The 14,422-nt window shown below is 58.4% G+C and carries 9 protein-coding genes and 4 pseudogenes; 1 reads left to right on the top strand and 12 read right to left on the bottom strand.

Annotated elements, in window-relative coordinates; translation table 11 throughout:
* A pseudogene (locus QCM77_RS35420) lies at positions 1-179 on the bottom strand (IS66 family transposase); the annotation flags it as partial.
* A gap of 125 nt (positions 180-304) precedes the next feature.
* On the opposite strand from QCM77_RS35420, the gene tnpB reads away from it, so the two are divergent.
* Positions 305-658, top strand: coding sequence for an IS66 family insertion sequence element accessory protein TnpB (gene tnpB / locus QCM77_RS35415; protein WP_247466759.1), 354 nt, complete (start codon positions 305-307; stop codon positions 656-658).
* 534 nt (positions 659-1,192) lie between these two features.
* Here the strand turns inward: tnpB and QCM77_RS35410 are convergent.
* The 11 genes and pseudogenes from QCM77_RS35410 to QCM77_RS35360 all read right to left on the bottom strand — a co-directional run bounded on the left by QCM77_RS35410 (position 1,193) and on the right by QCM77_RS35360 (position 12,762).
* Positions 1,193-1,555 (bottom strand): hypothetical protein, encoded by a 363-nt coding sequence (locus tag QCM77_RS35410; protein ID WP_280096066.1) that lies wholly within the window; start codon positions 1,553-1,555, stop codon positions 1,193-1,195.
* A gap of 2,420 nt (positions 1,556-3,975) precedes the next feature.
* Positions 3,976-5,223: pseudogene (nodC, locus tag QCM77_RS35405) on the bottom strand (chitooligosaccharide synthase NodC); the annotation flags it as partial.
* A pseudogene (locus QCM77_RS35400) lies at positions 5,220-5,555 on the bottom strand (chitooligosaccharide deacetylase NodB); the annotation flags it as partial. The pseudogenes QCM77_RS35400 and nodC, both read right to left, overlap by 4 nt.
* 1,041 nt (positions 5,556-6,596) lie before the next feature.
* Positions 6,597-6,947, bottom strand: a complete 351-nt coding sequence (locus QCM77_RS35395; RefSeq protein WP_280096065.1) for a hypothetical protein — start codon at positions 6,945-6,947, stop codon at positions 6,597-6,599.
* A 590-nt stretch (positions 6,948-7,537) separates the two neighbouring features.
* Complete coding sequence (locus tag QCM77_RS35390) at positions 7,538-7,813, bottom strand: hypothetical protein (RefSeq protein WP_280096064.1); 276 nt, start codon at positions 7,811-7,813, stop codon at positions 7,538-7,540.
* Between the two features lie 349 nt (positions 7,814-8,162).
* Positions 8,163-8,636, bottom strand: coding sequence for an LLM class flavin-dependent oxidoreductase (locus QCM77_RS35385; protein WP_462804374.1), 474 nt, complete (start codon positions 8,634-8,636; stop codon positions 8,163-8,165).
* A complete protein-coding gene (locus tag QCM77_RS35380) occupies positions 8,633-8,998 on the bottom strand; it encodes an LLM class flavin-dependent oxidoreductase (protein WP_462804373.1) in 366 nt (121 codons plus the stop codon). The genes QCM77_RS35385 and QCM77_RS35380 overlap by 4 nt, the downstream gene beginning before the upstream one ends.
* Before the next feature lie 6 nt (positions 8,999-9,004).
* Positions 9,005-9,643, bottom strand: a pseudogene (locus QCM77_RS35375) (aminotransferase class I/II-fold pyridoxal phosphate-dependent enzyme); the annotation flags it as partial.
* 618 nt (positions 9,644-10,261) lie between these two features.
* Positions 10,262-10,678 (bottom strand): type 1 periplasmic-binding domain-containing protein, encoded by a 417-nt coding sequence (locus QCM77_RS35370; protein ID WP_280096063.1) that lies wholly within the window; start codon positions 10,676-10,678, stop codon positions 10,262-10,264.
* Between the two features lie 38 nt (positions 10,679-10,716).
* Positions 10,717-11,547, bottom strand: a complete 831-nt coding sequence (locus QCM77_RS35365; protein WP_280096062.1) for a branched-chain amino acid ABC transporter substrate-binding protein — start codon at positions 11,545-11,547, stop codon at positions 10,717-10,719.
* Between the two features lie 510 nt (positions 11,548-12,057).
* Positions 12,058-12,762, bottom strand: coding sequence for a MerR family transcriptional regulator (locus tag QCM77_RS35360; protein ID WP_280096061.1), 705 nt, complete (start codon positions 12,760-12,762; stop codon positions 12,058-12,060).
* Between the last annotated feature and the right edge of the window lie 1,660 nt (positions 12,763-14,422).

Below are 14,422 nucleotides of genomic sequence, written 5' to 3'. Positions count from 1 at the left end.
TCGACCCTGGATCACAGCCTCAGCTCTCTCCTGCGCCGCGTCCAGGATGCCTTGCGCGATCTCCACGTCTTCCAGCGGCAAGTGATACTGATCTGGCCGCAGCTTCTCGGACTTCGCGGCCGAACTTTCTCGCGTCGCAATTCCCCGAGAATGACCTCGAGCCGACGCCGCGCTTCGCGTTGCAGGAGGGTCGCGTTCCGGCGATCAAGCTGGAGATCGCGATTGGGGATGTCGTGCTGCGGACGGACCCCGCCATAGATGGCGAGCAGCTGTCCCGTGTGATCCGCGCGATGCGAGCGTCACGATGATCGCGCCCGGTGCCGATCTGAAGATTTACATCGCGACGCGGCCGATTGACTTCCGCTGTGGCCACGATGGGCTTGCGGCAAAGGTGCAGGAGATGCTTCGTCTCGATCCGTTCAGCGGCGCAGCCTTCGTGTTCCGATCGAAACGAGCGGACCGGATCAAGATTTTGGTCTGGGATCGAACGGGCCTGGTGTTGGTGCACAAGCGCCTCGAAGGCTGCAAGTTCGTTTGGCCAACGATCGCAGACGGCGTGATGCGCATATCGCCGGCGATGTTCGCAGCCCTGTTCGAGGGGCTGGATTGGAGGTTGGTCCGCCCGCAAGAAGCGCGGCGTCCGCAGGCGGCGGGATAACTGCGGCAGAGTGACTCGGAAGCTATTTTGAACGTGGCAGGCGCAGTGGCGGTGTGCTCGAATTAGCGCATGAGCATCGCGGCGCTGCGCGACGAAAACGAACGCCTGAAGGCGCTTTTGGCGCAAACGCAGGCGGCCTTGAGCGAGCATCAGGGGGCGCTGGCAGCATCGGAGGACGACCAGCGGCGCGAATGCCGACTGCGATGCCTCGCGCGGCGGCAACATGCCTCGCTGTCGAAACCGCCGCCGCCAGTCGTAAATCTGCCAGCGCGTCGCTCCGTGCTTGCGCGCCACCTCGGACACCTGCGCACCCGGTAGTAGACTCTCGGCCACGATCCGGGCTCTCTCAGCCTCCGAACGCACCCGGCGCCCCGACCGGTCCTTCAAGCACCTCCAGACGGCTCACCCGCCCTCCAGATGAGCCGTCCAAATGGACGTCCTTTTGCTGTCCAATCCCATCCCAAACCTCCGTCCAAGCCGGAGGCTTCTTCGCACGTTCATTCGAATTCTGAAGCAAGGGTATCGGCTTCGCGCTTACGATTGTCCGGGGCGGCACGATTGAACTGGCGCTCCGCGTGAGCTGCTTGGTAGCGAGCCTTTCAATTGTTGTTCCTCGGCTTGCCGCAGGGCTCTTTCGGATCGAAGCTGAGTCTTGCGCGCTTTGGATAGCGCATCGATTTCCGCCGCCGCGACGGCTTGCAAAAAAGCCGCTGCGACCTGCGCATCGATGGTGCCGGCCCGCAGATTCTGACATTCTGGCGCGCCACGTTGGATTTTGAGGTTGCAAACATATTGACTGCCGTGCGTCTTAACAACGTCCGCGCGAATTGCTGTAACTGCGTCGCAACTCGCGCACAAAGGAAGGTTCGAATCGAACGCTACGTCAGATTGTGGCATTGCAAATCATCTCCAACCGCATCGCGCTGCTCGGTCGCGTGCGAATACAGGTGGCTCAGGTGTTGGCGAAAAGCGGGCTTCTGATCTCAGCGAATTAAGCGCACCGCAAGCCAGATGATACCTAGCCACACCGCAACCGAGAAGAGCAGAGCGCTTTGCAACGTCCTTGCTCTTATACTGTGGCGCCATTGAAGGAGCTGCGATGAGCAACCGGTGAAGCGCCGGCCACGTACAACAGCTATCACGTCATCATAATCTGCGAACCGGAAGCGAGAGCGATGCTTGCGAATATACGCCAGCCGCTCAGCGGGTGAGAGGCACTGTGCCCACACCCTCCATGCCTCATTATCAAAACACGCGCTACTCTCAAGGACTTCGGCGAGGCGCTCGTCAGGCTTCATGATGCATCTGCTGTACTGACTATCCCGGATCGAGTTCTACGAAGGAAGCCTCACCTTCGAAACCTCTCAGTTTAGGTAGGGTAGTTGAGCGAATCGAACTCGGCCTGGAAGCATTGGTCAAGGCCGAAGCTGCGTTGATCCGGACGCGAGATGAAATGCGAGGTCGTGCGAGGACTCTGGATATCTCTTCTCGCCCAGTGCAGATCGCGACGGCCATCGAAGTGCTGTAGATGCCGGAGGAGAGTGAAAGGGGCTCCTTCTCGACGCTGCAGCAATCGCGCTCGCCCTCGCATTCAGTTCAAGCGTTAGCTCGCGTGTCAGACATAATCTTCTCCGCGCCTCGCACCAGCCCTGATTGGAATTCGGTCTGGTAACGGCTTCCGCAGATGCTAAGATCACACACATGTACGTTGCAAGGCGAGGGCCGGTTTTCCACCTCTGCCGACCAATGATTCGTGAAGGGCCGACTCGCCGTCTCGGCCGTTCAGTGTCTCGGGTCAAATCGGCGATCAGTCACACGTTCCGTGTGGTTGGAATTGGCTCCGCGAGCACGCGTGGCCTCCACTCTGCCTTGCGAATCTGTGCTCGACCAACTTGCGGCGGTGGGCGTGCGCCCTCGCGTGGCGGATCGGCAATTTCCTTGTTTGGGCAAGGCCGAATGCAGCGTTAGAAGCCACGGCGTGCGGGAACTCGGAGCGGCGGCGGAGCAGAAGTGCCGGGATGAAAGAAAGCACCTTAGAGCCTGGCGCGCTCACGTCGCTTGCGGGAACGCCAGCTGCGCATACCGTAAGCCTAGCTAGTCCGAAGCCGCCGAAGAAGATCATAGTGAGGAAAAGCAGTGCTGTCGTCATCTCGATGCCCGAACCGGAGGATTGCTTTGATGTGTTACGTCACACTCCCGCCATCGGTGTTGACTAGTTGTTCGGCGCGAGGCGGAAGATGCATCGTTCGTACAACGTGACGCTACGTGCGTTTCAAGTCCTTTCGGCTACTTCCAACCAAAATGTATTCCAACTCAAGGGGGCCTGCAGCAGTGTGCGTGGACTCAGGCACAGCTCTGCAGATCACTCGCGGACCAGCCCGCGCCGGGATCGTTGCAGTACGACATTCGTCATGGTGATCGATGTGGTTTGGCCAGAGTGGTGCTCTTCTCTCGACGGCGTTGCCTCACTCGCCTTGGCGGCAACGGAGAAGAATGGACTAGGCTAGCCATCTCACTGCGCAGTCGGCGTCCTATCAGGACGCCTGGACAATTTGCGTCGGGGCGGCCGGCAAGCGGTCGCATTGCAGTGCCTAGGGTACCGCACTCATCCTCTGAGACCAAGGGCCTGAATACAGGGTTCTCGCCCTCAGGATACTGAAGAAGAGGTCCTGCCACCTGTCCTGCGGCCTGCCTGCTGACGAGACGAATCTGTTAGCAAAAGCAGGCTGTCCGTATACACATCGCTCGGCGATCTCGAAAGGACCGCCGGTTATCAAAACTGGGGTAATGTCTTCAAATTACCATCGAGTGATTTAACCTACGCCTCACGCAGAATTCCGCCAGGTGCTAGGCGGAGCCTCGATTTGATTGGAAGAGGAAGAGTTGAACGTGTGATCAATCAAACCGCCAAGAACGCAGGCGCCATGATTTGGGTCGGACTTGACTTCACGTGTCGCTCCACGAGCTAGAACAAGTTTGGCGATTTGCGTACGATTGGCGATAGTACGGCGATCTGGCGGTAAAGCTGCGACTGCCTCGTCGAAAAGTTTAGCTAGGATGCGGAGGTCTTCTGGATAGAAGAGGTCACCGTGTTTTTCCGCTGGGACTGTTCGCTTCCTGGCGCTTGCCTCGGCTATTGCGCCAAGTTCGAGTTTTTCCGCGACCAGTTCGCTTGTGAGGTCGTCGAGCAGCTTGACCGCTCCGAGCGCGAATTTGTCTTGGCAGATCAGTTGAGCCACGACTTCCCATTGGAAAGCAATGCGGTGCTCAAGGTGCTGAATGCGCGACGTGCAAACAATTTCCTTCGGTTTATCCGTTCCGGAGGCCGCGTACAAAAAGTTGCGAGGCCTTCCATTTTCGTCGGGCAAATCTGGCAGTCTGCGCGAGAGCCAGTCGCTATTGCTCAAGGTGCAGAGCGCGTAGGCCTTCATTGGGAGCAGGAGGAAGATGTTGATCGGGGTGTGCAGCGCGAATCCGAGAAATCGAAGCTCGCCGGCGCGAAGCGCCGCCACGCTGCATCGAACCATGGTCATCGCGACGATGGTCAGACCGGTCCACCAGGGCACGCTGTCGGTGAGCGCGAGCTGAGCGATCGCGGCAATCGACGAGATGGCGAGCAGCGGCGGCCCGAGGTTCTGTCCGAGCACATCGAGCGTGAGGTACCGATCGAGGCCGGGCAGCAGGTGCAAACCGAGTAGCGTGTCGCGGTAAGTGCTCCGCGCCCAGCGGAGCTGTTGCCGCAGATACGGCAAGAGCTTGTCCGGGACCACCGTGGCGGCGATGGCGTCCGGAACGTACTCGGTTCGAAATCCTGCCTTGAGCATGAGGATCGTCAGATGGCGGTCCTCACCGAAGTCGCTCGGCTTTCCTCGGAAAAACTGCGTCTCGTACTGGTCGAGCAACAACACGAGCGCGGAACGGCGGTACATGGCACACGGCCCGCAGCAGCACATGACCGCACCAAACCGCGTCTGAGCCGCACGCTCCTCGTTGCAAGCCAACCAGTACTCCATGTCGATCAATCCGGTCAGCCAGCTGTCGTTGCGGTTGCTGGCCGTCAATTGACCCATGGCCGCGCCGACGGCTGGATCCTGCATCTTGCGTACGAGCTTGCTGACAACATCGCTGGCGATTTCCGTGTCGGAATCGACGTTGAGCACGAGATCGCCGAATGACCGGCGTATCGCGGCAATCTGCGCCTTGCGCTTTCCGACATTGCTTGGCAGCAGAATGACGCTGACCCTCGGGTCATGTGCGTAGCTTGCGTGTACGGGTGCCACTGCACCGACATTTGCAGAGCCGTCATCGACCACATAGACCTGCAATCGCCCTGGGTAGTCCTGGCCTGCAATAGACTTCAGGCAGGCCGCCAGCGTGCGCGGGTCCTCGTTGAAGCAGGGCACGATGACATCCACGCTGGGCAGAGCACCGGTGTTGACCGGGTCGTACGGCGGCAGTGAGGCGTCGGTTCGCAGCGCATAAAGCGCCTGCGCGCTCTTATGGACGCTGGAGAGCAACGCGTAAGAGGCAACAGCAACGGTGCTGATGGTGGCAAGCAAGGTCATGGGCATTGATCGATTCGGTTAGGTTGAGGAAGCGACCGGATTGCAAATCCACGGTCGTGCAGTGCTGGAATGAGCTGGGCTAGCGCCATCACAGTCTGGTCGCGCCGACCAGCATCAGGGCGGCGTCCCAGCTCGTCGGGAGGGCATCCGTCGTGCAGGAGCACGATTGCCCCCGGTTGCAGCGAGGTCAGCACTGCGGCAACAATCGCCTCGACGCCAGGACGAGACCAGTCTTGCGGGTCGACTTACCAGTGCAGGGCCGCCAGATCGGCCTTCGCCGACGCGGCGAGGGCCTCCTTTGTCCATATCTCATACGGCGCACGCATGTGCCGAGGCCACGAGCCCGCATCAAAGACACTCCAGTTCCTTGTTGACTCGCAAAGCACTCCCGATCGAAGCGACGCCAAACCGGTGCGCGTCAAGCGCCTCCATCCGGGATCACCCTGCCAGAGCGCTGCACCCAGCGGCGCTAGATCGCCCTTGTCGCTATCGGCTTGCGCTGCGCCGCTCCTGCTAAGGCTGGCTAGAGATCTGAAGGCGAGCTGCCCATGCTGTCTCATGGCTGGTGTTGGGGCCAGATTAATGCATGCAAGAAGCTCGCGCGTGCCACGATAGCGAGACCAAGACTTGCCTCTATCTGGACGCAAGGGGTGATCATGTGCTGGCGCTTGCTCGTCATCCGCACATTGCGTTAAAAATCGCGAATACGTCGTCACGCGCCTGATCCTGAACGTCCTTGCTATAGCCGGCGGCTAGCTATGTGGATTCGGAGAATATTGGTACAATCTATTGTTTTGATGGGAGGTATCCATGCTGCCGATGAGCCAAGAGGAATCCATCAACGTCGGGTGGGCGAGCCGATCCTCTATCCAATCGATTGGCGCATACCGAGGAATGGCTCAACGAGCGACCTTTAGTTCGGTGAAGGTCTTCGCCAAGCATCACAACCATAGCGCGAAAACGCGAACCATGATGCTTGAGCTGAATCAACTCAAGCGTCGCTTCCCACTAACAGAGTCGAGCGCGCTCGCCCACTGCTTGATGACGACGAGTGGCCGGTCATCTCGATGATTAAACTAAAAAGTTGAGCGGACGCGCTCGTTGGCACCACGCAGAGGACCGCTAAAGGTGGCCAGAGAGATCCTGGTTCTGGGTGATCGAGAAGAACCTGAGTGTGCAGCTTTCGGCAGGTTTCGCCCAAGTCTGCCGGCCCCGGGAGACAGTAGCTTCATCGGATTCATCAACTCGCGAGGTGCTGTCGCTCCATCCCACGAGCTTCAAAGCTCCTCAGTAACACAATTGAAGCGCATCGGCTAACATCAATGGTGCACAGCCAAGTGTTACGGCGGGTGATGGGTGGAGCGGGGCATGGATCAATGCATCTTGCGATTGGCGCTGCAGATACCGACTCGGCTAAGAGTATCCTCAGTGCGGCGCGGTTCGCTGGTCATGAACATTTTCGTTGCAAAGTCGAGCGACCTGAATGCTCGGTCGCGTACCGCCTGCGGCAAATCAGGAATCGCGTCGATCGCAGCGCGCGCGTCGCTCATAATCTTATCTTTTGCGGAAAGAAGCTTTGCATCTAACATTGCGCGAAGCGTCTGTCGAAACTCAAGTGAGATCGAGCTGTCTCCATCGATCAATTCTCGAAGTTTCCAAAACATACGTTCGACTGCTACCATAGAACTGAGGACTGACATCAGTCTTTGTGACATCATTGCCATCTCCTTCTCCAGCCAAATTGTGGCGACCACTCCAGCGAAATCAGATCCGTTCTCGTCTGACACCGGCGCGCGAGGCGAGCCTGAAACAGGCGAGTGACTGAGATGCAAGTTCTCTGCTAGGCCCCGGGCGCGTGAGACGCAGGTTGCTAGGGGAGCTCGCAAAGCGTGCGATTTGCGGGCGAGGCGTTTATCTTTCCTGTGCTCCAGGCCGTAACCAGGTCGCGTGCGGTGGTTCACGTCCAGACCGACAATGGAGAGGGTTCTGTTTGCCACAATGCCGCCAGCGGCATCGGAGTTGGACTTCTCCAGCAGGCGTCCATCCGTTTCCGCTTGTTCGCTGCGATCGCTCTGCTAACCAGGATACCCGCCCACGCATTTTGTGGTTGCATCGGTGCATCGAGATTGAGCCACCCGATCTGGCGGAGGTGTGTTGGCCGTGCGCCACGTTGACCTTGATCGATCTCTTGACTCGCGATCGACCGACTGGTCGAGCTCAGAAGAGATGCTAACTTAAACGCACATATCATTTCTTGTGCCGGAGTTCGGAGTTATTCACTTCGCCTGTCTTACTATCCTCCGTCCTTGCACGGCTATGCTGTGCAAACCGTGCATTTCACCCACCACCGGCCACCGCGTTTCTCTGCGCGCAACTTGCCGCGGCGGATTCGAGAGAGCACGGCTTCGGGGCTTATGTGGTTCATCGCTGCGAACCGCTGAACAGTGAGGTAATCCTCATCGAGAGGTCGCGGGGTGCTAATGCCGTGCTCGGCCGGCAAAATGCGCAGCGAAGCCAACTCTGCCAGCACGACATCGAGCTTACGCGCGATCTCTTCGGTCTGAGCGAAGCGCTGCCGGGATCGCGTCACGACAGATCCGCTCGGGCAATAAGCCGCACCTTGGATTCGTGTAGAATGCGATCCACGAACCGGCCCGCCAAAGCGGAACGAGCGTGAGCCGATTTACCTGACCAGGCAATCCACTGCTCGGGTAGTATCAACGCACGCAATGTGAAGGACAGGCCATTCATTGCCGTACGTCTCCCGTTTGGTGATGCGTCCAAAGGACCGAGTCCGCGTCGAAGCCGTTTGGACCGCAAGAGCGGCCTTATAAATGCATTCGGCTCCGGTACTCATTGGCCTCGGCGTTGCCATTTGTTGCCTAGTCAAGAGCGAAGTTACTGGGATTGCTGTTGGGTTCACCGTCAGTGCTGTGGCGCTATGAGCTCGGAGTGAATCGCCGTTGCCGTATTGAGGCAGGCATCCACAGTTCACTGTCGATTGGGGCATTCAAGGCCAGGGGCAGGTTGGATGGAGGCGGGACGTCATTGAGCTCGTACAGGACCTTAAAGTTTTTGAACCATGTTTCGTAGGCTGGCGCGGCGAGGGAACGGGCCGCTGCTTCAGAGCTTGCGATTACGACCATGCGGAGCAATGCGAGAAACGGTGCTGAACCGCTGGCGTCACGCTCCGCGCTTCGATGAGCATGATAGCGATCGGTGACCTTGCGAACGGCAGAAGAAGGCCCCATGCGCGCCAGACTTGAGCCATTTGCCGCCGCCCAAAGGGCGGACTCTGTCCGACTTGTAGCAATCCATGTCGGGGGACAAGGACGCTGGTGAGGTGAAAGCGTCAAAGGAACGTCATTTAGCGCAAAATGTTGCCCTTGGTATGAAAGCAGACCGCCATTCATCGCGCTAACCAAATGTGGGTAGCTTCCTCGTAACGGCTTGAGGCAACGTCGGCTCCAGCCCCAAAATAGCTCAGTTCGATCAGTAGGGAGCCGCGACCAAGGCCTACCTCAACCCTGCCGCTGCTCAGGTGATCCAACATGCAGTTCTCCTCGAATGCACGCAGCGGGTGATAGAGGTTGAGCGGCATGACCAATGGATCAACGCAAAGTCGCCGTGTGCGTTGTATGACGCTCGACAGAAACAAGTTCGGCGAAGGGCCCCTTCCATGAGGATAGCAATGATGCTCGGCGATATCGAGGCCGTCCTCGTCAAGATGATCAAAGATGCCGCAGGTCAGGTTTGTGGGAAGAACGTTTCTCACTCAGTTATGGCGCTCAACAAGGCGTAGGCCATCCTCGGGTGCGAAATCGACATAGGCTTCGCCCAGTACAATCAATCGGTCAGATCGCATAACGAGGCGTTCAATCTCTGCGAGCGGAACAGAGGTTCCGGTTGGATTGTTTGGGTCGGCCAGCACAATGAACTTGCCATCTTTAGCGGGACGGACAAGCAGCTCATCCATCGGCAAGCAGTCAGGTTCAGACCAGGGAGGGAATTTCAATGAAGCGGCCCCCTTGCAACATGGCAAGCTTGCGATTGAACGATTGAACGAGAAGCCAGGCGACATCATTGCGATGCCATCGCCGGTGCAAGAAAAGCCTCTGTAGATCAGACTGAGGAGTTCAGACGATCCATTGCCAGCCATCACGCGATCGGTTGCGATGCCATAGACAGCTGCGGCGGCTTCTCTCAAGCTGATATTGTCGTCTTCTGGATAAAGGTATTGCAGCTCAAGAGCCGAAATTGCGCTTCGCATCACGATGCCTGGCAAAGGAAATGGGTTCTCACTTGTGTTCAGTTTCACGCAACCATTGTCCGGGGTAGGCCGGCCGGACGGCAGAGCACCCAGCTCGCGGGCGACTGGCGAGAGGGAGGAGAGCAGAGTTCGCATTTCGCATCCAACCAGGTGTTCTCCCTTTGATATGTCGACGAGAGCGGTTGAGGCCGCTCATCGAGCTTAGTCGATCCGCGCGCTATGTTCGGGACCGGGAAGCCCAAGGCACGACTGAATGCGAGCGTTGGGGGCGGTAGGTCGGCTTAGATCTAAGCGTCGCACCGGATCAGAGCCCGTCTCAAGGGCCGGTAGCGATCGCACGGATCAGGCGCCGCACGGCGTTATCCCAGCGAATACTCGTTTCCACGAGGGGATGGAACGCCACGTCTACTCGGCGGAACAACGCTGGTAACGCTTGCCTTGAACTCGCGCAATCAGCAGACCGACTGCGCGCGACTGACATCTTGCCACAGGGTGCGTTCCTTCTGAAGAGGCCCGGACGGCTCACTCCCGAGAGCGAGACGCGCATCAGTTTTGATTAGCTGGAAGAAGGTGCGGATGTTCGTTGCCCTTATGAGTCTGGGCCTGGTGCTCACTTCAGTGGCACCAGGCGAATGGGAACGTACTCTTCGGGCGACCGTTCGGGCGCGCACGACAGCTGTGATAGCACTGCCGCGAGGGCGAGAAATGCTGCGACTGCAGCGACTGCGAGGCACGTGAGCAGTGCGTAATCGCTATGTCCAGGATGGTTCATCGTTCGCATGCTCCGTGCGGTGCTGGGACTGGCGATCCGTTCTGCTCGACCGCGTCGACGCTATTGTCGCGCCAGCGGTAAACGATGGAGCCAGGAGCGGCATTGTCTCCCTTGGAGTCCAATCGATCCGTGCCAATGGTCGTTTTAATTGAGCCCGAGCGTAGGGCCGCAGCGACGGGGGTGGGATCGAAGGTGCCGGCCTGTTTGATGGACCCTGCCCATGCTTCCACCGCGACAGAAGCGTAGAGCGTGTAACCCGCGGCAGATAGGCTCGAAGTCTTGAGCCTGGCGACGGCGGCTGGCTCTGCAGCATTCTTCGTCGGGTCCGGCATAAAGGTGAAGATCGTGCCGTTTGCGGCGTCGCCGGCGATGGCCAAAAACTCGCTTGGCATCAGCGGGTCATTGGCGATCACGGCCAGACGTGCGCCCGCCTCCCCACTTTGACGCACGATTAGGCCGATCTCGTTGTAATAGCCGGCGAGATAGACGATCTGGTTCCCTCTCTCTTCAGTCTCGAAACCTGAGCGGCGTAATCCTTCTCGCCGGCAGCATAGCTTTGTCGAACAGTGTGCTCGCCAGCTGCCCGAAGCCGTGATTCAACGATATCGGCGATGACCTTGCCTGCTGTACTCTTGTCAAGGGCCGCGAGCTTTGCGCCTTGGTGGTGCCGCACGATATAGTCGGCCGCAACCCCGCCTACTTGGTCATCGCGGCCGCAAATCCGAAACCGCGTGGTTGCGCCACGCTCTGTCAGAGGGGGATTCGTCGAGCCAGGTGAAATCTGAAGCACCTTGGCTTCGGCGTATATGTCTGAAGCCGGAATCGACGAAGATGAACAAAAGTGCCCAAAGACGAGCTTGATCCCGTCAGTTGTAAAGCGATTGGCAACAGCGACGGCCTGCTTGGGATCCCATGCGTCGTCGGAAATCCTCAACACGAGCTTTGTGTCAGGCAGCAGACGCGATGCATTTATCGAATCCACTGCCGCCGACGCTCCGTCGCGTATCTGCGCGACCAGCGCCGCAGTGTTTTCCATCATTGGGCCCGCTACCGCAATGTAAACATCTTTTGCCCACGCGCTCGAACTTAGGATCGAAGAAAGGAGCGCGGCAGTTGCAAGCCTATGAACGGGAAGAATCGACATGTGGAGCTCCGGATATGGCGCGACTTCTTGATCGGCTTCGCCGTTGGTATGACGCGGCGACCAGCAGCCCGGCGCAATGATGTTTGAATCGAACTCAGGTTGGTACGAACGGCTCAAGTTGTTGCGAGGCTCATCCATAAGTATCCGGCGGGCACGGACGAACGGACCTTACGGGACTGGCCAGGAGGGCGTTCTCTAGGCGTCAACAGGACCCATATCGAGCATCCTGCCGGTGCCCCGTAGACTCATCAATCTCCTGTGCGCGGCAGATGTGTGCCGACGAGGCGCTTGAAAGGCCCGGACGATCATCCACCGACTTGTTCTCGCCGAGGCCTCTCACCGGGAAATTCCGAAAGCGATGCCGATCATTGGAGTCTCCATCGTCTAGCCGACGCTCTGTCCGCCCCGCCGCTGAGACGATGCGTTAGATGGTACAATTTGACGTTACGTACGAATCAAGTACTTCGAAGCGTGCTCGTCGAGGTTGATCGCCAAGAGCCACAGAGCCAAAGACCCAAAAAGTCCCAGCCAACGCAGATTCGAGGGCGAAATGCTAGCGGCTAACGATCGTCCTCAGACTCGAAGGGGCACTATCAACCCATTGGGTTTAAAGACATTCCGGTAACCGATTGCGTGCGCAACCGGGCGTCAACTCTCTCCGAGCTGGTCCTCTAGCGCGGCGAGGGCGAGATCGAGGTATTGCATGAGGCTCGCATCCCAGCCGGCGAGATTGTGTGGTTCGGTCAATCGCGTCAGCACCTTGAGTACCATTGAGACAGTCGAATCAGCTCCTCCGATCTCAGTCAGCAGCGAACGGGCCTGACGCGCGACCGCTTTTGCTCGTTCACTGCATGGAGGCTCGCCCTGATCCATGCAGCTTCGTAGCTCGTCGCGAATCTTCCGCCACCGTTCTGCGTTAGCGGCGCACATCGCCGAGGGGGTAGGCTCCTCAATCCGCGACATTGCGTCTAACGTGGCCGGCAGTTGGTCGACACTGACGTGTGTCTCACCTTGCGTCGTCATACTGCGTATTCGGTCCCTTAATAATGTCGCCTGCGCGACTTCACGTTCAATCCGCTCCAGATGGTTGCGCAACAGGTCCGTGAGAGACGTTCGCCCCTCGATTGCTTTGCGGATCTCAGGAAGTGAGAAGCCGAGATTACGCAGCGCGAGAATCTGAGTGACGCGTTGTAGGCTTTCATGGTCGTACATGCGGTGACCGCCATCGGTACGTTCCGAGACCATCAGCAACCCGATATGTTCGTAGTGATGCAGAGTGCGTACGGTTACACCGGTCGCCTCTGCAAGTTCTCCAATGCGCCATCGGCGCCGTCGTGGTCTGGCGTTTGTCATGGTCCTCTATTTACATGCCTACAACCTGACGCCACGTGAGAATCAAGTTAATTCAATGATCTAGGTGATGGTCTCTTGCTGCGTACCGCAAAAGGACTAAGAGCACGCTGTTGATCAAGCGGCCGAGACAAGTGCAAGCATCAAGTTCGCCAGCGACCCCAATTCATCACTCGCTGCGCGTTGCAGAACAAGTCTCGCGATCGCCGCGCGGTTCTCGCTGGTTCGCATGCATGTCGGTAAACACGTGATTGCTTGATCAAAGAGGTGTCCCAACATCGCGAGATCCTCCGGATCGTAGATTCCACTCGACTCACCCAAGAGTAGGCTCCTTTCATTGTCGCACTCGCGCCGCACGTGACGAAGCCGTTTGGCCGTGGTGGGGCAAAAACGAGACGGAGCGGCGACGTGCGCGAAAGAATGTGTCAGGAGGAGCCGCGTGATGCCGTTGTGCAACACGGCGTACGCTTCCTTTTGTCCAAGGCGTCGCTAGCTGAAACTATGTAATTTCTCCTGGATGCTGCCGCAGCGGTGGCAATCTGCTGTCTGATCGGCGCGAGAAGCGACCACCATGCGCATACAGCTCCGCTTGATCTTTAGATGCTGCTTCACGAAACGGCGGACCCAGACACAGTCCTGATCAGATGGGCCTCTTTCGATCGCAATCCTTCCTGTGATGTCCCTCGTTGAGCCTGGCGCTGATTGGTAAATCATCGCAAATCAGTTCTACCGCCACGTCGTGGCGCGCCGCCGGCTCGGCGCCTATGGTAGTCCAGTTGAGATGGGATTGTGGGCGCGAAGGCGTTGCTCGCGCATGGCTACATCTGTTCTTGGAATGCCACAAGATGATGGCTGCTCTTTAATGGCGCAAGTCCGCGGCGGCAAAGCATCGGCAGAATGAGCGAAGGCGGGCCTCAAAACCAATCCCGTCATGCATCTCAACGCAAGCGCATTTGGCGCGGCTGGCGAAACGCTGCTCGCGATTGAGGACCGACTTTCGAAGGAGCGCTCCGGCATCCGCTGAACGTGAGGCGCTCAGAATGGGTCGACGGGGGCCCCGCCACCACGCGGTCACGCTGGGCAAACGCGGACGTGCACAGCAATAACTCGCATATCCAGACCTGTGCCGGATCAGTGTCGCGCAGCGCAGTACATCGGACTCACCAGATGCAATGCACTACAAGTGCAAGGATCCGTAGCGGCATAGTCTTTGCACAAAGCTTGGCGAGCCTTGCTGGCAGCCGCGCCATACGGGGTCCGCAATAGCAAAGGAGGATGAGGCTATAGCTTGGAGGAGGATCTTAATGCGCATCTTAAGACCATGTTCAAGGCAAAGACCCCTCGAATCTGAGGGGCAGTGTCTGGGGATACACCGCAAGTATCCTATCGAACGTAGGCTCGAAGTTTCTCCTGTTGCGGTTGGCTTGCTCGTCCGGCAGCTCACTCACTCAATATCATCCTCGAGCGGTATCGCTTTGGGTTCGCCCGCTGAGTAGAGATGCTTCGGGGAAGATAGACAAATCATGTTACCGCGCCAAAGGAGCCCATCGGGCTCAGCGGTGAGGGGCAGCAACTCGAGACCGACGGCGGTGGCACCGCGCGCGTCACGCCACGACACTTTGGAAAGAACACAACTGTCGCGAGATCCGAAAGGAGGCCCCCC

This window comes from Bradyrhizobium nivariense (assembly GCF_029846695.2).
GTDB lineage: Bacteria > Pseudomonadota > Alphaproteobacteria > Rhizobiales > Xanthobacteraceae > Bradyrhizobium.
This window is presented reverse-complemented; position numbering and strand designations above follow the sequence as displayed.